This window comes from Hyphobacterium marinum (assembly GCF_036330325.1).
GTDB lineage: Bacteria > Pseudomonadota > Alphaproteobacteria > Caulobacterales > Maricaulaceae > Hyphobacterium > Hyphobacterium marinum.
In genome coordinates, this window is record NZ_JAZDRO010000001.1 from 154,963 (window position 1) to 175,038 (window position 20,076).

The window sequence follows — 20,076 nt, forward strand, 5'->3', positions numbered from 1 at the left end:
CATGAGCCCCGCCAAGCCCTCCAGGAATGCCGGTACCTACCAGCGCAATCCCCGTACCCACTTCAAACCCGGGAGCAAGGCTGAAACAGCCTTCGACAACAAGCTTGCCGCGCTTGAGGCGGGTGATCTCGTTCGCGCCTGGCGCAAAACCGCGCCCGAAGGCGAACTGACGCAAAAGGACCTCGCAGTACGACTCGGCGTCACCCAGGCCCGGGTCAGCGCAATTGAAAGCGCGCGCGGCGCGGAAGGCCCCAGCTATGCCACTTTGAAAAAGATCGCCCTCGCCTGCGGACACGCCTGGCCGCTGGCGATGATGCAGGTCGCTCAGGGCACGCACGCCGCCCCTGTCATCGAAGGGAGTGTCGCTGACCGCCAGGTCGTGGAAGTCCAACTGTCCAAGCCCCTGACGCGGGGCCGCACCCGGCGGCAACGGGTCGTGTTGTACGGACTCGGTACCGCCAAGGCCCGCAAGGGTCAGAAACGCAGCGATATCATCAAGGACGTGACCGATATCCGGTCTGACCCGACCGAGATCATTTTCGACCCCCAGACGGGGATCGGGCACCTGCAGCCCCGTCATGACTCTTGAACTCGCCGGCTTCCTGCTGAGTGCTGTTGGCAGTCTGGCCATGGCAGTCCCGACGCTGGTCTTGTTGCCTCTGCGCGCGGGGGAGGCCCGCACCAAGGCCGCCAGCAAGACCTCGGGTGATCCCATGGCCAAGGCGAGCCGGCTCTTCAGCCAACGTATTCTGAGATTGACGTCCTTCGAGCGCTGGTCGTTCAGCCTGGGGCTCGGCGCGTTCGCACTCGGTCAGGTCCTGTTTCTGGTCAACTATCTCGCGCAAGGCGCGCCGGTCGATTGACGCTGCCGGGCCGGGGCCATAACACTGCCCGCAACACCAATTGCGCCCGCTGGCGCAGCCTGCTTTTGGGGACATCATCCATGGCCGTAACCACCGCGCCCGAGCCGGAAATCATCATGACCACCGACCACCGCGTGTCCTGTGACGGTGGCGGAGGCGCGCTCGGTCATCCGAAAGTCTGGCTCGAGACCGGCGTGGACGGTATGGTGGAGTGCGGCTATTGCGACCGCCGCTTCATCCTCATCGGCAGCCCTGCCGACCCCAACGCCAAGCGCACCTAGGCCGGTCGCTTGGGGGAGATGACCGGCAAACGCATTGGCCTTTTCGCCGGGCTCGCGCTCGCCGCGCTGATCCAGTTCATCCCGGTCCCGGACGATCTCTCCCGTGAAGCCTGGCTCCTGGCTTCCATCGGCGTGATGATGGCGTGCTGGTGGGCGACCGAGGCCTTGCCCATCGCCGCGACCGCGTTGGTCCCGCTGGCGCTCTTCCCCTTCTTCGGTATCGCGACCATCGGGGAGACGGCCAGCCCCTATGCCAGCCCCATCGTGCTTCTGCTGCTCGGCGGTTTCATCATCGCGCTGGCGGTGGAGCGCTGGAATCTTCACGCCCGCATTGCGCTGAATGTCGTCAATGCCTTCGGCGGCCGCCCGGCGTTGCTGGTCGCAGGCTTCATGGCCGCCTCGGCCCTGCTCTCGATGTGGATCTCCAACACCGCGACGACGATCATGATGATCCCCATCGCGCTGAAAGTCGCCGAAAGCGTCGCGAAGGAAGGCAAGGCCAGCCCGGCTTTCGCCGCGGCGCTGGCGCTCGGCGTCGCCTATGCGGCGTCCATTGGCGGGACGGCGGTCTTTGTTGGCACGCCGACCAATCTCATCGCCATCGGATTTCTCAATCGCGAATTCGACTATGTGATGGACCCGCTGACCTGGTCGGCCTTCGCCCTGCCGGTCGTGCTCGTCTTCATCCCGGCGGCCTGGTTCATCCTGACGCGCTTCGCCTTCAAGCTGCGCACCGACGTGGAGAGCCGTGCTGCGCAAGCCACGGTGAAGACCGAACTCGCCGCGCTGGGACGCGTCAGTGCGCCGGAAGCGCGCGTCGCCATTCTCTTCTCCTGCGTCGCCATTCTCTGGATGGGACAAGCCTATCTGTGGAATCCGCTGCTCGCCTGGATCAGCGAGGCGGTGGGCCTGCCGATGACGCTTTCCGTCTCCAACACGCAGATCGCCTTTCTGGGGGCGGTCGCGGCTTTCCTCATCCCGGCGGGCGGGAACGAGGGCAAGGGCCGGATGCTGATGGACTGGGAGGCGACATCGCGCCTGCCCTGGAATGTGGTCATCCTCTTCGGTGGCGGGCTGTCGCTCGCTGCGGCGCTGTCGGCGACCGGGCTCGCCGCGTGGCTCGGGGGGCAGATGAGTTTCCTCAACGGCCTGCCTTTCCCGCTCCTCCTGCTGGCGCTGATCCTCGTCATTGTCTTCCTGACCGAGCTGACCTCGAACGTCGCGACCACGACCGCCTTCCTGCCGGTCCTCGCCGCCATCGCGGCCGGGTCGGGCGTACCGCCGCAGCAGCTCATCGTCCCGATCGCGATTGCCGCGAGCTTTGCCTTCATGCTGCCGGTCGCGACCGCACCCAATGCCATCGTCTACGCCTCGGGTGAGGTCACCCAGCGCCAGATGATGAAGGCGGGTTTCCGGCTGAATTTGGCGGGCGCGGTGATCCTCACGGTGTTCGCGGCGCTGTTGGGCCCGGTGGTGTTTTAGGGATTCTGGGTCCCGGCTGCGCCAGACCGGGGAGCGTCAGCTTAATCGCGCGTCATTCCCCGGCGTGTCCGGGGAATCTCGTGAGTCGTGGGATGCCCCGCATAAAGCGGGGCATGACGCGTTGGGTATTCCGCCCCGGACGCCGCTCGGCGGCGGTTCCGGGGCCTACCGGTTGGTCCAAGAGGGACCGCAAACCGGTCCGCCTGATGAGGGCGGCCGTGTTGCTTCCAGTTCTGCGGCCGCTGTCGGTCCCGGCACGGTGGCCGGGACCGATGCCCTCCTCATGCTGAGGTGCTTTCCGTCAGGAAAGCCTCGAAGCACGCACAGCCCGTCTTCCCATCCTTTTAAGGCTGCTACGCAGCACCTCAGGATGAGGGAGAAAGCGTCATTCCCCGGCTTGTCCGGGGAATCTCGGGAGCGGTGAGATGCCCCGCATGAAGCGGGGCATGACGCGGAAAACGGCCTATCCACACCCCCGCCCCTTTCCCTCAATCACGACCCCGCCTAGCTTGGCGCGGCTACCAAGGAAGGACGCGCCATGGCCGTGACACGCCCCATCGACAAGGACTCCCACGTCTATCTGATCGACGGGTCGGGCTATATCTTCCGCGCCTATCACGCGCTTCCACCGCTGACGCGGTCCGACGGCACGCCGGTCGGCGCGGTGCAGGGCTTCTGCAACATGCTGTGGAAGCTGCTGGAGGATCTGAAAGGCGAGGACCAGCCGAGCCATCTCGCGGTCATTTTCGACTATTCGGGCAAGTCCTTCCGCAACGAGATCTACCCCGAATACAAGGCCCACCGCCCGCCTGCGCCCGAAGACCTGGTGCCGCAATTTCCCCTGATCCGCGACGCGACGCGCGCCTTCGGCACGCCCTGCATCGAGATGGAGGGGTTCGAGGCCGACGACTTGATCGCGACCTATACCAAACAGGCGCGCGCCAAGGGCGCGAAGGTGACGATTGTCTCGTCCGACAAGGATTTGATGCAGCTCGTCGAGGACGGGCAGGTCACGCTGTTCGACACGATGAAGAACAAGCGGATCGGCACCGAGGGCGTGCGCGAGAAATTCGGCGTCGGCCCGGAGAAGGTGATCGAGGTGCAGGCCCTTATTGGCGATTCCTCGGACAATGTGCCGGGCGTGCCGGGCATCGGCCCGAAGACGGCCTCGCAGCTGATCGACGAATATGGCGACCTCGAAACGCTGCTGTCACGCGCCGAGGAGATCAAGCAGACCAAGCGCCGCGAAAACCTGATCGAGTTCGCCGACCAGGCACGGATTTCGAAAACGCTGGTGACGCTGAAGACCGACATGGAATCCGTGCCGGAAGCGCTGGAGGCATTCGGGACGATTGATCCGGAATCCGACGAGCTCGTCGCTTTTCTGAAATCCATGGAATTCCGCACGCTGACACGCCGGGTCGAGGAAGCGCTCGGCGGGCCTGCGGCGGACGAGAGCGGGGACGCAACTGCGCCCATCGAGCGCGACAAGTATGAATGCGTCACCACGATGGCGGCGCTGAATGACTGGATCGAGGCGGGGTTCAAGGCCGGTGTTATTGCGGTGGATACCGAGACCGATGCGCTGTCGTCGACGGCGGCGGGCCTGGTCGGGATTTCGCTCGCCACCGCGCCGGGCAAGGCCTGTTACATCCCGCTCGATCACGTGGGCGAGGATGACGGCGACCTTCTGGGTGAGTCCAAACGCCCCGATCAGATCGCCAAGACCGAGGCGATTGCCGCGCTCAAACCGCTCTTCGAAAGTCCCGCCGTCCTGAAAGTCGGCCAGAACATCAAGTACGACCTCTCGGTGCTGGCGCGCGAAGGCATCGCGGTCGCGCCCTACGACGACACGATGCTGCTCTCCTATGTCATCGACGGCGGGCTGCACGGTCACGGCATGGACGAGCTCGCCGAGATGCATCTCGGCCACCAGTGCATCCCCTTCAAGGAGGTGTGCGGGACCGGAAAGAAGCAGAAACATTTCGGTCAGATCGCCCTCGACAAGGCGACCGAGTACGCGGCGGAAGATGCCGATGTGACGCTGCGCCTGTGGGAGATTCTTTCGCCTTCGGTGACGGCGAAGGCCAAGCGCACGATTTACGAGACGCTGGAGCGCCCGCTCGCCTCAGTGCTCGCCGACATGGAGCGCGCCGGGATCAAGGTCGATCCGGCCCAGCTGGCGCGGCTGTCGTCCGACTTCGCGCAGAAAATGGCCGAGCATGAGGATGAGGCGCACAGCATCGCCGGCAAACCCTTCAACCTCGCCAGCCCGAAACAGCTGGGGGAAATTCTGTTCGACGAGATGGGCCTGCCCGGCGGGAAGAAGACCAAGGGCGGAGCCTGGTCGACCGACGCGCAGACGCTGGAAAACCTCGCCGCAGAAGGCCACGGACTGCCCCAGGCGATCATCGGCTACCGCACTTTCGCCAAGCTGAAATCGACCTATGCCGATGCCTTGAAAGCCGCGATCAATCCGGCGACGGGGCGGGTGCATACCTCGTTCTCGCTCGCCGCGACCTCGACCGGACGCTTGGCCTCGACCGACCCCAATCTGATGAATATCCCGATCCGGACCGAGGAGGGGCGGAAAATCCGCGAGGCCTTCATCGCCGAACCGGGCAATGTGCTGGTCTCGGCGGACTATTCGCAGATCGAATTGCGCCTGCTCGCCCATATCGCCGATGTCGGCGCGCTCAAAGACGCCTTCAAGCGCGGCGAGGACATTCACGCCATGACGGCCTCGGAAATGTTCGGCGTGCCGGTCGAGGGCATGGACCCGATGGTGCGCCGCCAGGCCAAGGCGATCAATTTCGGCATCATCTACGGGATATCGGCTTTCGGCCTCGCCAACAATCTCGGGATCGAGCGCGATAAGGCCAAGGATTTCATCGAGCGCTATTTCGAGAAATTCCCCGGCGTGAAGGCCTATATGGACGCCAAGCGCGAGGAAGTGCGCGACAAGGGCTATGTCGAGACAATTTTCGGCCGCCGCATGCACATGCCCGGCATCCGCGACAAGAACCCGAACATGCGCCAGTTCGTCGAGCGTCAGGCGATCAATGCGCCGATCCAGGGCTCGGCTGCCGACGTGATCCGGCGCGCCATGATCCGCCTGCCCGGCGAGATTTCAGCGGCGGGTCTGGAAGCGCGCATGCTGCTACAGGTCCATGACGAGCTGGTCTTCGAGGTCAAGGAAAGCCAGGCCGATGAATTGATCGCGCTCGCCAAAAAGGTGATGAGCGGCGCGGCCCGCCCGGCGCTGGAGATCAGCGTCCCGCTCGATGTCGAAGCCGGAGCCGGGACCCACTGGGGCGAGGCGCACTAGGGATTTCCTTGCGTGCTTCGAGGCTGACCTGCGGTCAGCACTTCAGCATGAGGAAGGCACTGGCAGTCCCTGTTTCGCAAACCTGCGTCATGCCCCGCTTCATGCGGGGCATCTCTGCATCGGGATTCCCCGAACGAGTCGGGGAATGACGCACGTCTTGAATGAGCCCTTACCTGCCCCACCCGCAGGCCCCGGAATGAATCCGGGGCAGAAATTCTTGAATCAAGCCGCCGCTTCGTCCTTCGGGGCGAGGGTTTTAAGCAGGGTTTCGATTTCCGACAGTTTGGCGCGGTCGGTGTCGGCCTGGGCCTCCTTCAGACCCGTGTCAGAGCGTAACAGGCGCAGCGCCTTGGTCTGGGCGAAGGTCGTGCAGTCGCCCTTGGGCAGAATGCCGGTGGTCGCCAGCTTCAGCAGTGCAGCCGCGCGGTCGAGCGCAGGTCTGTCACCATCGGCGACGCGTTCGAGCAGGCGGGTTTCTTCGAGGATGCGCACGCCCATCGCGTCGAACGCGGCCATCAGCTCGGCTTCGTCCTCGGGCGGGAAATGTCCCGCCTCGACGCGTTTCTGGCGCGCGACCAGTCCGGCGAGCCGTTCGGCGGGACCGCCGGGCCCGCGCAGGAAATAGGTCTCGGTCTTGTGCGCCCCGAGCGCGGCGCGGATATAGCCCGCCAGTTTGCGCTTGTTCTGGGCACCGACGATGTTCTCCTCGAGCGCCAGAAGGCGGTCGATCTCGACCCCCGCGTCCGCGCTTTCGACCAGATAGTCGCCAATGGTTTCCGGCGTCAGGAGGCGCGAGGAGCGCTGCGAGAAGGCATCCTGGAGGGACTGGGCGGGCAGGTCGGGGCCTTGCGCCATGATCAGTTGCTGGGCGAGCGCGCGTGCCAGCTTGACCTCGGCGGCGACATCGTCGGGCTTCATCCGACGCGGCTTGCGCAGCTGGGCGAGGATGCGCTGGGCGATGGCGGATTTCGTCCACTCCAGATCGCCCTTGGGCAATCTGTTGGCCAGACGCCACGCAGCCTTGGGGGCGGTCACGAGGGAATCTGCATCAGGCTTGCCGGTGAAGATGTCGGCGAGCCGCTGGATTTCCTCGCCGAGATCGGCCGTCTGACCGACGAGACCGGACAGGCCACTGTCAAAGCCGAGCATTTCGGCGAGGAAGGCATCCACTTCGCTGATCGCCGCCTCGGCCGTTGCCGGATCGGTTGGCAAATCATCGGAGAAGTCGAGCAGAAGCTGGACCTTGTCGCGATAGGACCGTGCCTCGCCCAGCCGGTCTGCAATCGCGGCCCGGAGACGGTAGGCGCTGGGTTTTGAATAGATGTCCTCGACGACCGCGCGGAAGGATTTCGAAGCCGGGAATTTCGGCAGCTTGCCGGCCCGGCCGTCCTGATAGACGCGGGTCAGCGCCTTTCCGACCAGTTCGTTGAGCTGCTTGACGTAGGCGTGGACGGAGGAATCACCCTCCTTCGCGCTGGCGACCGCGACTTTCTGGACGGCGTGCTGCATCTCGGTGCCGCCGGTCTCGAGCATCTCGACCAGGTCGGGCCGGTGCAGCAATTCCATCGGCGTGACCTGCTGGCGTTCCAGCCAGCCATCGAGAACACGGTGGATCGTGTCCCGGGCGGACGGGTTGGAGAGATCATCCGGTGTCAGGCAGGGCAGCGAGCCGTCGCCAGTCTTGTCTTCGTCGAGCGCGAATTTCTCCGCACCCTCCTCGAAGATCGTCGCGGAGCGGAAGACACGCGCGTCCTCGTCAAAACGCTCCTTGGAAACGCGGACCGATCCTTTCGGCAAGCCGTCGAGCAGTTTCTTTGCCAGCGCAATGGCTTCCTCGCGATCATCACGCGCATCGGCGAGTGTCCAGCCCGCCTTGCGGTGCTTCTTCACGAAGACCTCGAAATGAATCTTGCCGCCCGCCATGACCTGCTCCGGTCTTGATACCGGTCGCCACACTCGCCGGAGTTGTTTAAGACACGGTGAACCATAAGGCTTTGTCGCGCGGCCCGGGCTTGGCTACACTTTCGTCCGGACGGGAATCGCCAGATCAGAAAAAGGGGTGCCCATGACAACCATCGCGCTCGTGGACGACGACGAAAACATCATCACGTCGGTGTCCATTTTCCTCGAAGGCGAAGGCTACAACGTGCGCACCTACAATGACGGGGCGTCGGCGCTGTCGGCGCTGGCCGACGATCCGCCTGACCTCGGGATTTTCGATATCAAGATGCCGCGCATGGACGGGCTGGAATTGCTGCGCCGCCTGCGCCAGTCATCCAATCTGCCGGTGATCTTCCTGACCTCGAAGGATGACGAGTTCGACGAGGCCCTCGGGCTCAATCTCGGTGCGGACGACTATATCACCAAACCCTTCTCCCAGCGCCTGCTGGGTGAGCGGGTGAAGGCGGTTCTGCGCCGCGCCCAGGCCGTGCCCGGCGAGGGCGCACAGCCCGAACCTGGTGACCGCAAGCCAATCATGCGCGGACGTCTCCTGCTCGATCCGAACCGGCATTCCTGCGCCTGGGACGGCGAGCCGGTGCGCCTGACCGTCACCGAATTCCTGATCCTGCAATCGCTCGCCCAGCGGCCCGGCTACGTGAAAAGCCGGGACAATCTGATGGACGCGGCCTATGACGATCAGGTCTATGTCGACGACCGGACGATCGACAGCCATATCAAGCGGATCCGCAAGAAATTCCGCGAAGTGGACCGGACCTTCGATTCCATCGAAACGCTCTATGGTGTCGGCTATCGCTACAAGGAAGCCTGACCCGGCCTGGCCCCGCTTTCGCGTTTTCGCGTTCTCGCGGCTTGCGCAGATCATCCTGGCGGCGAACGGGCTGGCCCTGCTCGTCCTGATTATCGGCATGCTGGCGGTCTCGGAATCGCGCCGGGGCCTGGTTGAAGCCAAGCTCGACTCGCTGCGTGCCGAAGGCCAGCTGATTGCCAATATCCTGGCCGAAAGCGCGGCGATCAGCGACCCGTCCCCGGAACTGATCGACGAAGATGCGAGGGCGATCCTGCGTCAGCTCTACGTCCCGGAAGACGTGCGGGTGCGCATTTTCGGTCGCGATGGCGAAGTCGTCGCCGACAGCCACCTGCTCGCCAGCCGCTTTGACGTACGCGACCTGCCGCCGCCGGGTGAAGGCGGGCCGGGCTTCGCGCGCAGCGCCCGCAGCCTGATGAGCCGGGCACTCGACGGGTTTACCGGCCTGTTCCGGACCTATGAGGAACGCGTCGCGCTGGAGCGCAAGCCGCACCAGGATGTCGAGGACGCGATGCTGGGCATCACCTCGACCGGCGTGCGGCGGCAGGACAATGGCGCGCGCTTTGTCTCGGTGACGATCCCGATCCAGCCGGTGCGCGCCGTTGTCGGGGCGGTGATGCTGGAATCCTTCGATCTTGACGCGCTGATCCAGTCGGAACGCCGCGCGCTCTTCCCGTTCATTTTCATGGCGATCCTGGTGTCGATCCTGTCGTCGCTATTGCTGACGATCTTCATCGCCCGACCGATCCGCCGGCTGGCCGAAGCGGCCCATGCCGCGCGCAGGGCCAGCGGCAAGCGCGTCCGGATGCCGGCCCTGCGCGGCCGGCGCGACGAGATCGGTGAGCTGGGCCGGGCCCTCTCGGCGATGACCGAGGCGATTTATGATCGCATGGACACGATCGAGCGCTTTGCTGCCGATGTCGCCCATGAGCTGAAAAACCCGCTGACCTCGATCCGCTCGGCGGCCGAAGTCCTGCCCAAGGCGAAAGACGAGGAACGTCGCAACAAGTTGCTGGCCGTGATCGCCTCGGACGTGAACCGGCTCGACCGGCTGATCACGGACATTTCCAAGGCCTCGCGACTGGACGCCGAGCTCGCCCGCGAAACTGTCGAGCGGATCGAGTTGTCCGAATTGCTCGGCGACATTGTTGAAGGCTATCGCGCCGCACGGACCGACGGGCCTGATATCCGCTTCGAGACCAAGGCGCGCGAAACCGCCATTGACGGGCGCGCCGGGGCTATCGGGCAGGTCTTCCGTAACCTCATCGACAATGCCATCACCTTCTCGCCAGACCGAGACGGAGCCACAGTGCAGCTGTCGTTGCAGCGCGACCATGCCGATGGCCAGCCGGTGCTGATCGCGGCGGTCGAGGATGACGGGCCGGGCCTGCCGCCGGACAATCTGGAAACCGTGTTTGAACGTTTCTACACGGAGCGCCCGAAAGGCGCGGCTTTCGGGACCCATTCCGGTCTCGGCCTCGCCATTGCCCGCCAGATCATCACGGCCCATGGCGGCCGGATCCACGCCGAGAACCGGACCGGACCGGACGGCAAGACGCAAGGGGCCCGCTTCGTGGTCAGGCTGCCCGCGGCAGGGCCGATTCCCTAGGGATAGCAGTGTGCAATTGCGAAAAGGGCTTTTCGCGCGCCGCCCCCCGCGCTTAGATGCGCGGCAGGGAGCTTGGACATGATCGGCATCATCATCGTGACCCATGGCCGTCTGGCCGAGGAATTCGTCGCCGCTGCCGAGCATGTGGTTGGCCCGCTCGACCAGTGCGCAGCCATCTGCATCGGACCGGATGACGATGTCGAACAGCGCCGCGATGATATCCGGGACGCGGTTGAAACCGTCGATGGCGGGAATGGCGTCATAATCCTGACCGACATGTTTGGCGGCACCCCGTCCAATCTCGCCATCTCCCTCATCGACAAGGGCCAGGTCGAAGTCGTCGCCGGGGTCAATCTGCCAATGATGATCAAGCTCGCCGAAGCGCGCGGCCAGACACCACTGGACGATCTCGCGCAGATGGCCGCCGAGGCCGGACGCCGCTATGTCGCCGTTGCGTCGGACGTGCTCGACGGCGCGGCCTGATGGACACAGTCCAGGAACGCGTCCGGATCTGCAATTCCAAGGGACTGCATGCACGGGCAGCGGCGAAATTCGTCGCGCTTGTGAACAGTTTCGAGGCCAACGTCACGGTCCGCCGCGATTGCGACAGCGCCGACATCGACGCCGGGTCCATCATGGATTTGCTGATGCTCGCCGCCGGCCCGGGAACCCATCTGGACATCCGCGCCGAAGGTCCGGACGCCCGGGAAGCGGCCAACGCGCTGCGTCAGCTCGTCGAGGCCGGCTTTCACGAAGACCTCGCCGATATCGCGCCCTAGGGCGACCCTCTAGCGGCGTTCGGGATCGTCCCCGGCCTCGTCACCCTCGTCCGGGGACGCTTCGGTCTGCGCCATCATCGGGTCATCCCCATCGAGATCGGGCAGGTCCGGCGCGTCGCCGGCATCTTCAGCCTCTGCCGCGTCGGCCAGCGGTGCCGGCGTCTGGCTGGTTTCTGCTGCCGGGACGGCTTCGGGTTCGTCAGCCTCCGGCTCGGTTGAGTCCGGCAGGGCGATGGACTCCGCGGCGTTCTCGGAATTCGCATCGCTTGCGCGCAGCGTTGTCGCCGCCGGTGCGTCTTCGGCCACAACCGGGTCCGCATCGCCAGCTTCAGCCGTGACATCATCGTCGGATTGGCCCGACTGGGCGGTCGCCGATGGTCCGGCCATGGGCGGCGGCGGCGGCATGATCATGTCGCGGTCGCGCGTTTCCTCGACGTCCAGCGATGTGGCTTCGGGCGCGGACCGGTTCGACAGCGGGGCCGTGTCAGGCTGATCGTCTTCGGTCAGGCTGGCCCGCGCCGCTTCCAGCTCGGCATCAGACGGCAGGTCGTCGTCGGTATCCGCATCGGCATCAGCCCGAGGCGCAGGAGCTGCGTCGGCGTCGTCAGCATCCGCCGGCTCGGCCGTTTCGGTTGCGTCTGCAGGATCAACAGGGTTTTCCGTGTCCGCCACTGCAGCAGCGACAGCGGCCATGCCCGCAGCGGTCGCCGCATCGGGAACGGACGCGGCAGCGGGGCTGGCCATGACCGGTTCGGTCCGGGGCGGCGGCGGCGTGGTGACACTTTCCACAGGCGGGTGACGCAGCAGATGCTCGCTGAGCCGGGCAATCCGGCCACGCAGGCGGGCCGCGTCACGAATACGGTTCACGAATCCGGCCAGCACGAAGACGAGCGCGGCGATACCGAGAATGGCGAGGGCCGTACCGGCGACGGCTTCTCCGCCCAGCATCAGACCGGCTGCGAGCGCAGCGGCGATGAAGACCGGCACCCAGACAACACGCCAGGTCCGCGCGCCATAGGCGACAAGCCCCAGGACGACGAGAAGGGTTCCCGCCACAACCCAATTGGCCTGGTCGGCCGCGACGACGCCGGACGACGCGATGAGATCGGTCAGGCCCGGTATCTGGGCCGCCAAATCATATCCGCGAAGGGACGGAAGCGTGGACTCCAGCCATGCAAACAGGTGAAAGTCCGGCAGGACACTAAAAATTTCGGCATTCACCTCGACCAGGAAAGTCCGCAAATCACTCCAGACAATGGCCAGCGCGGTGAGCATGAAGGCGAACATGGCAAACCACCACACACCGCCACGCGAGACGCCCGTCCGTGCCAGGCTGGCCGATGCCCCCCGGCCGATCTCGACCCATGTATTCTGGGTATAGTTGATGGCCGAGACCGGGCGCGAGCCGCGTTCCGGTCCGGCCTGCAGCCGCAGAAGGGCAACGCTGTCACCCTCGTCCAGCGCGCCATCGCGATCAGCCAGGCGAACCGAGTGGTTCGCCCCGTCCAGATCCTGAATGCGCCGCTCATTGCCGCGCATCCGGTTTTCCGTGCCGGACACCTGGCCCGAAACGGCAAAGAATTCGATCTGACGGCGTCCGAAACGCTGACTCGCATGCGCGCTGGGCAAACTCGACATAACCGGCTGACACCCCTGTACTCTGATCCTCGCTGTCCGGCCCGCGCGTCTTTTTATGGCACAGGCGGCCAGCCTCTCCCGCATCCACCATACAAGAACGGGGCCTGAAGAGTCATTCCCGTTAATGAATTCTTCAAGCGCCGGACGGTCCGGGACGCCCCGACAGATTGCCCGCCGCGGGGGAAGGTGTTATGCGCCCGCGCAACAGTGAAACCAAACCGCCGCGACAAATCGCGACCGCCTCCCCAACGAGACACGAAGGATCAGCGCCGATGAGCCAGACCCAAGACCATGCCGTGAAAGACCTCTCCCTGGCCGACTGGGGCCGGACCGAGATCGAAATGGCGGAAATCGAGATGCCGGGCCTGATGGCGCTGCGCGAGGAATATGGCGCGTCCCAGCCGCTGAAAGGCGCGCGGATTGCCGGTTCGCTGCACATGACCATCCAGACCGCCGTCCTGATCGAAACGCTGACCGCGCTCGGCGCGGAAGTGCGCTGGGCGTCGTGCAACATCTTCTCGACCCAGGACCATGCCGCTGCCGCGATCGCTGCCACGGGCGTGCCGGTCTTTGCCCACAAGGGCGAGACGCTGGAAGAATACTGGGACTTCGCTGACCGGATCTTCACCTGGCCGAATGGCGAAACCGCCAACATGATTCTCGACGATGGCGGCGACGCGACGCTCTATCTCATCCTCGGCGAGAAGGCGGAAAACGACCCGTCCATTCTCGGCGAGCCGAAGTCGGAAGAGGAGACCTACCTCTTCGCCCAAATCAGGAAGCGCATCAAGGAAACACCGGGCTGGTTTGCCAAGGCCAAGGCCGCGATCCAGGGCGTGTCGGAAGAGACGACGACCGGTGTTATGCGGCTCTACCAGATGCAGAAGCGCGGCGAGCTGCCCTTCCCGGCGATCAACGTCAATGACAGCGTCACCAAGTCGAAATTCGACAACCGCTATGGTTGCCGGGAAAGCCTGGTCGACGCCATCCGCCGCGGCACAGACGTGATGATGGCCGGCAAGACGGCCCTCGTCTGCGGCTATGGCGATGTCGGCAAGGGCTCGGCGGAATCGCTGGCCCAGGCCGGCGCGCGCGTCGCGGTCACCGAGATCGATCCGATCTGCGCCCTGCAAGCCTGCATGGACGGCTTTGAAGTGACCACGATCGAAGACGCGATCTCCAATGTCGACATCGTCGTCACCGCCACCGGCAACAAGGACATCGTCACGGTCGACCACATGCGCGCCATGAAAGACATGGCAATCGTCTGCAATATCGGTCACTTCGATAACGAGATTCAGGTCGAGTCGCTGAAGAACTTCCAGTGGAAGAACGTCAAGCCGCAGGTCGACATGGTCCAGTTCCCCGAGGGCAACCGGATCATTCTCCTGTCGGAAGGCCGCCTGGTGAATCTCGGCAATGCCAACGGCCACCCCAGCTTCGTGATGAGCGCCAGCTTCACCAACCAGACGCTGGCCCAGATCGAGCTGTGGACGCGCGGCGATGCCTACGAGAACAAGGTCTATATCCTGCCCAAGCATCTCGACGAGAAGGTCGCGGCGCTGCACCTGCCCAAACTCGGCGCGAAGCTGACCAAGCTCTCGCCCGAACAGGCCGACTATATCGGCGTGGAACAGGACGGCCCTTACAAGGCGGAACATTACCGCTACTAGGCGGCCCGCCCCCCCGCACCCCTGCCCTCCCCCAAGGGGGAGGGAGTTTGGGGGACCTATCCCTCCCCTTGAGGGGAGGGCTAGGGTGGGGAGATCGTCCATCCGCGAAAGCCGCCTCATGCTTGGTCTGCGTTGTCTCGTCCTGATTGCCTGCGCGGCGCTCGCCGCCTGTTCGGCCCTGCCCGACGTGCCGGGCAGCGAGCGGCTCGACCCGCGTTCCCAGCCCTTCTTCCCGACCTCGGACTTCCCGGTCACGCCCAATGTCGAGGCGCTGATCGGGCCGGAAGACTGCCAGGGCGCAACCCTGGCGGCGCAGCAATTCGACCTGCCCGAATATCCGGCACGCGCCTATGCGCGCGGCCTGCAAGGCTGGGTCGTGGTGCGCTTCCACGTCTATGACACCGGGCGGACGCACCGGGTGCGCGTCGCCCGCGCGGTACCGTCGGGACATTTCAGCGAAGCCTCGGTCGACGCGGTCGAGGACTGGCTCTTCCGCACGCTCCAGCCCGGACAGGCGCTGTCGAACTGCGTCGTCATGTTCGAATACCGCATGGGCCGGGTCCGGATCCGGTAGGTTTCGCGGACCCACCTGATTGTCATCCCGGACGCGACAGCGATCCGGGACCCGAAACCAGGACGCACCTGATGTTCAAGATCCCGGCTCTCACGCCGCTGATGCGGCTTGGCCGGGATGGCATTTTTTGGCAACGGTTGAAGCCTCACTTTTCGAACCAGCCATACCCGGGCTTCCTGCGAAAGCAGGAATCCAGCGATCCTGTACTGGATCCCAGCGTCCGCTGGGACCCCTAAATAATTGACCGCTCAGTTTAAGAGGGTTCCAAGCGCGCGCCACTGGATCAAGTCCAAGGGCCGTAAGGCAGAAATGGTCAAACCCCTCCGATCAGTGTTATGAAATCACGCCGAACACAGGGAGCCAGAGCCGTTTGATCCTCCTACGCTGGATACTGGCCTTCGTGGCCGCCGCCGGCCTGACGCTGGCGCTGTTCGCGGCAATGCCGGTATTTCTGCGGATGAACAGTACCGAGGCGGGTGAGGAGTTGGCGACCGCATTGCCGCCTGTGAGCGCCTATGCGTACTTTGAAATGCCGTTGTTACATGGGGCGGGCTGGCCGATCCTCGAAACATGGCGCTGCTTGTGTCCAGAGTACCATCTGCCCCCAACTGGGCGCTTCTTGCTGCTGCAAGACATCAACTATCGGGAAGCCAGACGACAGCAAGACTTGAGAGTAAATCCGATCACCCACGAGACCTATGGTTGGCCGCCGTCTGAGGCCGAGAGGCTTCAAAGGAACTCTATTCTTTTCCGGGAAATGAGACCGGAAGCCGCAATTCCCACTCTCAATAACGCGTCACTGAACTTGCGGGTTCTTCCTATTCGAAGGGTCCACCAAGCGAGGCTTCACCCCTGCTTTCTCCCGCCCGCCTATCCCCATGGCGACGGTCCTGCAGACGGAGACGTTATTCTGAGATTTGATCGAACCGACGATGCAGAGATGGTGAATGTTACCATTGAATCGGCGAGCCACCCGCGCTTTGAATCCGCAATGCAGGATGCCCTCAGGCCTTGCCGCACATCGTCCGATATCGGCCGGACAGACCAGCGCATGACGGTGCAGTTCCGCCTCGACTGAGACGCAATTCCTCATCATCCCGTTAACCCTTTGCTGACAGCCTGCGGGTTTGAGGGCTTCGCGCGCGAGTCCGGTTGGGTTTACAGTCCTGATTCGGACGAATCACGTGCGGGGCATGGCGATCCGTAAGCGTGAAGAGGACGGGGGTAGTCCGGCGTGGCGCAGACCATCCAGGTGATAACGCTGATCATTACCGCCGGGGCGGTGATGTTCGCGCTGGCGGCGGGCTTCTGGGCCTATCGCCTGACCGTGGGTGCGCGCCTGGCCCAGGCCATCTGGAAGAAGCGCGTGCAGGACCTGGAAGGCAAGGTCGCGCGCGCCGATGCCGCCTTCGGGGCGTTCCCGGGTCTGGTCCTCGTGTGGGACGACGCACCCGCGCCATCCGAAGGCGCGAGTGAAAGCTGGGGCCGGCCGCGCATTTTCGGCGCGCCGTCTGCGCTGGCCTCGCTTCTGAAATTCGCCGAAGCCACCGATGGTCCCGAACCGGGCGGGTTGCTGCTGGAAGGCGTTGCCGACTATGAAGCCCGTGCCGCGGGCGGTGAAGAAACCACGCTGCGCCGCCGCTTCGCAGAACTGGTCGAGAACGGCCAGCCCTTCTCGCTGACCATTCTGGGGCCGGAAGGCCGGTTCCTCGAAGCCGACGGGCGGGCTGCCGGAACCCAGCTCATCCTCTGGCTTGCCGACACGACCGTGCGCGGCATGGAGGAATCCGGGGCGCGGGGACGCATCGAGGAAAGCCGCAAGCTGATCGAGGCGGATCCGGCGGCCTATCTCGACGCGCTCGAACGCGCGCCCTTCCCGGCCTGGCGGATGAATGCGACGGGCCGGCTCGTCTGGGCGAATGCCGCCTATGCCGACGCCGTCGAGGCGAAGGACGCCGAAACCGCGCTTTCCAAACAGATCACGCTCGATCCTGGTCAGAAGGGTCAGGCCGCCGAAGCGGCAAAGTCCGGCGAGGCGGTCGCCCGCGTGCGCCCGGTGGTGATGGGCGGCAAGCGCCGCGCGCTCGACCTCATCTCTTTCCCGATATCGGGCGGCGCGGCCGGGTTCGCCATCGACGTCACCGATGGCGAGGAAGCCAAGGCGGCGCTGAAACGTTTCCGCCGCGCGCACGACGACACGCTCAACCACATGGCCGAATCGGTCGCGGTGTTCGACCGCAGCCAGCGCCTCGTCTTCCGCAATACGGCGTTTGAAAGCCTGTTCGGCCTCGACACCAAATGGCTGGATGACTGGCCGGGCCACGGTGAGGTCCTCGACCGTCTGCGCGAGAAGCGCCTGCTGCCCGAACAGGCCGACTATGCCGCCTGGAAGAAGGACGAGCTGAAACGCTACGACGCCGCGCCGAACGAGGAATGGCCCGACGAGCTGTGGCCGCTGCCCGATGGCCGGACGCTGCGCGTTGCCCGCCAGCGCCACCCGCTGGGCGGTGTGATGATGATTTTCGAGGACAAGACCGACGAGCTCGCCCTGCGTGCCCGCTTCAACACGCTGATCAATGTCCAGCGCGCCACGCTCGACAAGCTGCACGAGGCGGTCGCCGTGTTCGGATCGGACGGACGGCTGCGCCTGCACAACACCGCGTTTGAATCGCTGTGGAACCTCACGCCTGCTGAACTGGAAGGTCAGCCCGAATTCGACGCTGTCGCGGAGAAGTGCGCCACGCTCTATGCCGACGATGCGGTGTGGAGCGCGATGAAGGCGCGCGCGACCGATCCCAGCCCGCAGGCGCGCAAGCACGTCACCGGCGAGATGCAGCGCGTCGACGACCGCACGCTGACCTGGCTGTCGCGGCCGCTGCCCGATGGCGCGACGTTGATCGCCTGGGATGATGTCACGGACTCCCGCCGGATCGAGGAAGCGCTGCGCGACCGCGCCGAGGCACTGGAAACGTCCGAACGCATCAAGAGCGAATTCGTCGAACATGTGAGCTATCAGCTGCGTACCCCGCTCACCACGATCGGCGGCTATACCGACATGCTGATGCAGGGCATGTCCGGGGAATTGACCGAAAAGCAGATGGGGCCGATGACCGCCATCCGCACCGCGTCAGACGATCTTGCCAAGCTGATCGACGATATCCTGGATGTGGCGGCCATCGATGCCGGACAGCTGGAACTCGAACTGGGCGATGTCGATCTAGGCGCGCTGGCCGAGGATTGCGCCGCGCTGCTCGCCGCCAAGGCCCAGCATGGCGAAATCAAGCTGTCGGTCGAGGCCCCGGACGATGCCGCCATGCTGCGCGGCGACACCAAGCGCCTGCGTCAGGTGATGGTGAATTTGCTCTCCAACGCGCTGCGCCACACCGGCAAAGGCGGCAAGGTTTCGCTCAGCGTCGAGACGTCCGGCGATGGCGGCGCGACGATTTCGGTCTCCGATGACGGCGAGGGCATCGCACCTGACCGGCAGGCGAAAGTGTTCGAGCGTTTTGAGCGCGGCGTGCGCGGCGGAGCGGGCCTGGGTCTCGCCCTCGTCAAGGAAATCATCGAGCTGCATGGCGGCTGGGTCGATCTCATCTCCGAGCCGGAGAAAGGCACGACCGTGGTTTGCCACCTGCCGCCGGAAGCCCCGGCGGAAAGCGCCGCGCCCGAGCTGGATCTTGCCCGGCAGGCCGCCGCGTCCTGACGCCGTTTCCGCAAACGGAAGGGCAACCGCAGTCGAAGGCGACGGATCATCGACATCGTGACCGTTGAAGCCGGGTCTTGAACCTGCCGCAAACGGATCGATCATGAATTCGAAGCTTGCACTGACAATACTCGCCACCCTGAGCGTGGCGGTCACCGCCTGCGCGTCCAACCCCGATCCCCGTGGGGGGGCCCGCGGCCCCGGAGGCGGCGAACGGAGCGGCATGGGCGGAGGATCCGGCTTTGATCGCGCCACCGCCCTTCTCGAACGAGGTAACGCCGCTGCGGCTCACACCGGCTTCCTGTGCATTGCCTCGCAAGGGCCGGGATATGAAATCGCCTGGCATTCGGCCGGTATGGCTTCGCTCTCCATGGCTGATGCGGCCAGTCCTGAAGCCGGGGTTGCCGACGGGCTGCGCGACCGCGGGCTGCTCGAACTGATCACGGCTGCCAATGCCGGCTGGCCGGCGTCACAGGCTGAACTGGCCATGGCGTTCGCGGCGCGCGGAGATGAAGCCGGGCTGGAGCGGGCCGCCTATTGGCTGGCGGTGCTCGACGCCAATCCCCGCGACCTTGCCCTCGGGCTCGAACGCATCCCGGTGGCAAGGCGCGTTGTCATCGAGTCCAGCATAGGCCCGGACCGGCTGGCTGCCGGCGAGCAGGAGGCGGGCGATTTCCGGCTGCAACCCCTGGAGCGGCAGGAAAGCGAGCTGTCCTGTCAGCCCTGGCTGGTTGAAGCGCGCCGACCCCAGGGGCGCGGCAACGGTGATGGCCCGCGAGGGGGGCGCGGCGGACGGCGTGGCGGCGGGGGCGGACGGCGCGGACCCGGCGGCTGACCCCGCGTACCGGAGCACCGCATTGCCACCGCTTGCCCGCACGCCCGGGCTTGGCTAAGCGCTGGGGGCATGACACCGCGCACGCTCACTTCTGTTTCCCTGACCGATCCGGACGCGACCCTTGCGCTCGGCGCGGCGCTGGCGGACTGCCTGGAGGCGGGTGACACGGTGTTCCTGATCGGCGATCTCGGTGCGGGCAAGACGACGCTGGCGCGCGGCCTGATCGCATCGGCCTGCGGGATCGATGACGTGCCAAGCCCGACCTATACGCTGGTGCAAAGCTACGAAACAAAAGACGGGACGCCGCTTCTGCATGCCGACCTCTACCGGATCGATGACGAGGCCGATCTCGACGAGCTGGGGCTGGAGGACGCCTTTGCCGATTGCATCGTCCTTGTTGAGTGGCCGGACCGGCTGGGGCGACGCGCGCCGGAGCGGAGGCTCGACATCGTGATGACGGCAGGTGACGCGCCGCGCGAAGCCCGTATCATCGCGCACGGCGACTGGGAGGACCGGCTTGAAAGACTCGACGCGGATATCTGAG

17 protein-coding genes are annotated in these 20,076 nt (G+C 65.1%); 15 read left to right on the top strand and 2 right to left on the bottom strand.

What is annotated here, in order from left to right:
* The first annotated feature begins 1 nt into the window (after position 1).
* The 5 genes from V0U35_RS00725 (at position 2) to polA (ending at position 5,954) form a co-directional block, all read left to right on the top strand.
* Positions 2 to 589 carry a helix-turn-helix domain-containing protein gene (locus tag V0U35_RS00725; RefSeq protein ID WP_330194726.1) on the top strand — a complete coding sequence of 196 codons (588 nt, stop codon included), beginning with the start codon at positions 2 to 4 and terminating at the stop codon, positions 587 to 589.
* Positions 579 to 863 (top strand): hypothetical protein, encoded by a 285-nt coding sequence (locus tag V0U35_RS00730; protein WP_330194727.1) that lies wholly within the window; start codon positions 579 to 581, stop codon positions 861 to 863. The genes V0U35_RS00725 and V0U35_RS00730 overlap by 11 nt, the downstream gene beginning before the upstream one ends.
* An 80-nt stretch (positions 864 to 943) precedes the next feature.
* Positions 944 to 1,144: a zinc-finger domain-containing protein gene (locus V0U35_RS00735; RefSeq protein ID WP_330194728.1), complete on the top strand. Its 201-nt coding sequence runs from the start codon at positions 944 to 946 to the stop codon at positions 1,142 to 1,144.
* A gap of 18 nt (positions 1,145 to 1,162) precedes the next feature.
* A complete protein-coding gene (locus V0U35_RS00740) occupies positions 1,163 to 2,626 on the top strand; it encodes an SLC13 family permease (RefSeq protein ID WP_330194729.1) in 1,464 nt (487 codons plus the stop codon).
* Positions 2,627 to 3,164: 538 nt separating this feature from the next.
* Entirely contained in the window at positions 3,165 to 5,954 is a 2,790-nt protein-coding gene (polA, locus tag V0U35_RS00745) for a DNA polymerase I (protein ID WP_330194730.1), read from the top strand.
* A gap of 222 nt (positions 5,955 to 6,176) precedes the next feature.
* Here the strand turns inward: polA and V0U35_RS00750 are convergent, their stop codons facing one another.
* The gene (locus tag V0U35_RS00750) at positions 6,177 to 7,877 is read right to left on the bottom strand and encodes a hypothetical protein (RefSeq protein ID WP_330194731.1); all 1,701 of its coding nucleotides are present in this window, start codon (positions 7,875 to 7,877) and stop codon (positions 6,177 to 6,179) included.
* 142 nt (positions 7,878 to 8,019) lie between these two features.
* Between V0U35_RS00750 and V0U35_RS00755 the strand changes: the two genes are divergently transcribed.
* The 4 genes from V0U35_RS00755 to V0U35_RS00770 all read left to right on the top strand — a co-directional run bounded on the left by V0U35_RS00755 (position 8,020) and on the right by V0U35_RS00770 (position 11,109).
* Positions 8,020 to 8,724 carry a response regulator transcription factor gene (locus V0U35_RS00755; protein ID WP_330194732.1) on the top strand — a complete coding sequence of 235 codons (705 nt, stop codon included), beginning with the start codon at positions 8,020 to 8,022 and terminating at the stop codon, positions 8,722 to 8,724.
* The gene (locus V0U35_RS00760; protein WP_330194733.1) at positions 8,693 to 10,330 is read left to right on the top strand and encodes a sensor histidine kinase; all 1,638 of its coding nucleotides are present in this window, start codon (positions 8,693 to 8,695) and stop codon (positions 10,328 to 10,330) included. Before V0U35_RS00755 ends, V0U35_RS00760 begins: the two co-directional genes overlap by 32 nt.
* Before the next feature lie 78 nt (positions 10,331 to 10,408).
* On the top strand, positions 10,409 to 10,813 hold the full coding sequence (locus V0U35_RS00765; protein ID WP_330194734.1) for a PTS sugar transporter subunit IIA: 405 nt from the start codon (positions 10,409 to 10,411) through the stop codon (positions 10,811 to 10,813).
* A complete protein-coding gene (locus V0U35_RS00770; protein ID WP_330194735.1) occupies positions 10,813 to 11,109 on the top strand; it encodes an HPr family phosphocarrier protein in 297 nt (98 codons plus the stop codon). The genes V0U35_RS00765 and V0U35_RS00770 overlap by 1 nt, the downstream gene beginning before the upstream one ends.
* A gap of 9 nt (positions 11,110 to 11,118) precedes the next feature.
* On the opposite strand, the gene V0U35_RS00775 is transcribed toward V0U35_RS00770, so the two are convergent.
* Entirely contained in the window at positions 11,119 to 12,747 is a 1,629-nt protein-coding gene (locus V0U35_RS00775) for a hypothetical protein (RefSeq protein WP_330194736.1), read from the bottom strand.
* A gap of 272 nt (positions 12,748 to 13,019) precedes the next feature.
* Here V0U35_RS00775 and ahcY point away from each other — a divergent pair, with 272 nt between their 5' ends.
* The 6 genes from ahcY to tsaE all read left to right on the top strand — a co-directional run bounded on the left by ahcY (position 13,020) and on the right by tsaE (position 20,075).
* The gene (gene ahcY, locus V0U35_RS00780; protein WP_330194737.1) at positions 13,020 to 14,420 is read left to right on the top strand and encodes an adenosylhomocysteinase; all 1,401 of its coding nucleotides are present in this window, start codon (positions 13,020 to 13,022) and stop codon (positions 14,418 to 14,420) included.
* A gap of 118 nt (positions 14,421 to 14,538) precedes the next feature.
* Positions 14,539 to 14,994 carry a TonB family protein gene (locus V0U35_RS00785; protein WP_330194738.1) on the top strand — a complete coding sequence of 152 codons (456 nt, stop codon included), beginning with the start codon at positions 14,539 to 14,541 and terminating at the stop codon, positions 14,992 to 14,994.
* Positions 14,995 to 15,394: 400 nt separating this feature from the next.
* Positions 15,395 to 16,072, top strand: coding sequence for a hypothetical protein (locus V0U35_RS00790; protein WP_330194739.1), 678 nt, complete (start codon positions 15,395 to 15,397; stop codon positions 16,070 to 16,072).
* Between the two features lie 156 nt (positions 16,073 to 16,228).
* Positions 16,229 to 18,697: a PAS domain-containing sensor histidine kinase gene (locus V0U35_RS00795; protein ID WP_330194740.1), complete on the top strand. Its 2,469-nt coding sequence runs from the start codon at positions 16,229 to 16,231 to the stop codon at positions 18,695 to 18,697.
* Between the two features lie 223 nt (positions 18,698 to 18,920).
* Entirely contained in the window at positions 18,921 to 19,532 is a 612-nt protein-coding gene (locus V0U35_RS00800; RefSeq protein WP_330194741.1) for a hypothetical protein, read from the top strand.
* Between the two features lie 69 nt (positions 19,533 to 19,601).
* Positions 19,602 to 20,075 (top strand): tRNA (adenosine(37)-N6)-threonylcarbamoyltransferase complex ATPase subunit type 1 TsaE, encoded by a 474-nt coding sequence (tsaE, locus tag V0U35_RS00805; RefSeq protein ID WP_330194742.1) that lies wholly within the window; start codon positions 19,602 to 19,604, stop codon positions 20,073 to 20,075.
* The last annotated feature ends 1 nt before the right edge of the window (position 20,076 follow it).

Excerpts from the sequence above, each read along its gene's own strand:
- V0U35_RS00725 (WP_330194726.1), top strand. The coding sequence starts at position 2 with ATGAGCCCCGCCAAGCCCTCCAGGAATGCCGGTACCTACCAGCGCAAT.
- V0U35_RS00730 (WP_330194727.1), top strand. The coding sequence starts at position 579 with ATGACTCTTGAACTCGCCGGCTTCCTGCTGAGTGCTGTTGGCAGTCTG.
- V0U35_RS00735 (WP_330194728.1), top strand. The coding sequence starts at position 944 with ATGGCCGTAACCACCGCGCCCGAGCCGGAAATCATCATGACCACCGAC.
- V0U35_RS00740 (WP_330194729.1), top strand. The coding sequence starts at position 1,163 with ATGACCGGCAAACGCATTGGCCTTTTCGCCGGGCTCGCGCTCGCCGCG.
- polA (WP_330194730.1), top strand. The coding sequence starts at position 3,165 with ATGGCCGTGACACGCCCCATCGACAAGGACTCCCACGTCTATCTGATC.
- V0U35_RS00750 (WP_330194731.1), bottom strand. The coding sequence starts at position 7,877 with ATGGCGGGCGGCAAGATTCATTTCGAGGTCTTCGTGAAGAAGCACCGC.
- V0U35_RS00755 (WP_330194732.1), top strand. The coding sequence starts at position 8,020 with ATGACAACCATCGCGCTCGTGGACGACGACGAAAACATCATCACGTCG.
- V0U35_RS00760 (WP_330194733.1), top strand. The coding sequence starts at position 8,693 with ATGGTGTCGGCTATCGCTACAAGGAAGCCTGACCCGGCCTGGCCCCGC.
- V0U35_RS00765 (WP_330194734.1), top strand. The coding sequence starts at position 10,409 with ATGATCGGCATCATCATCGTGACCCATGGCCGTCTGGCCGAGGAATTC.
- V0U35_RS00770 (WP_330194735.1), top strand. The coding sequence starts at position 10,813 with ATGGACACAGTCCAGGAACGCGTCCGGATCTGCAATTCCAAGGGACTG.
- V0U35_RS00775 (WP_330194736.1), bottom strand. The coding sequence starts at position 12,747 with ATGTCGAGTTTGCCCAGCGCGCATGCGAGTCAGCGTTTCGGACGCCGT.
- ahcY (WP_330194737.1), top strand. The coding sequence starts at position 13,020 with ATGAGCCAGACCCAAGACCATGCCGTGAAAGACCTCTCCCTGGCCGAC.
- V0U35_RS00785 (WP_330194738.1), top strand. The coding sequence starts at position 14,539 with ATGCTTGGTCTGCGTTGTCTCGTCCTGATTGCCTGCGCGGCGCTCGCC.
- V0U35_RS00800 (WP_330194741.1), top strand. The coding sequence starts at position 18,921 with ATGGGCGGAGGATCCGGCTTTGATCGCGCCACCGCCCTTCTCGAACGA.
- tsaE (WP_330194742.1), top strand. The coding sequence starts at position 19,602 with ATGACACCGCGCACGCTCACTTCTGTTTCCCTGACCGATCCGGACGCG.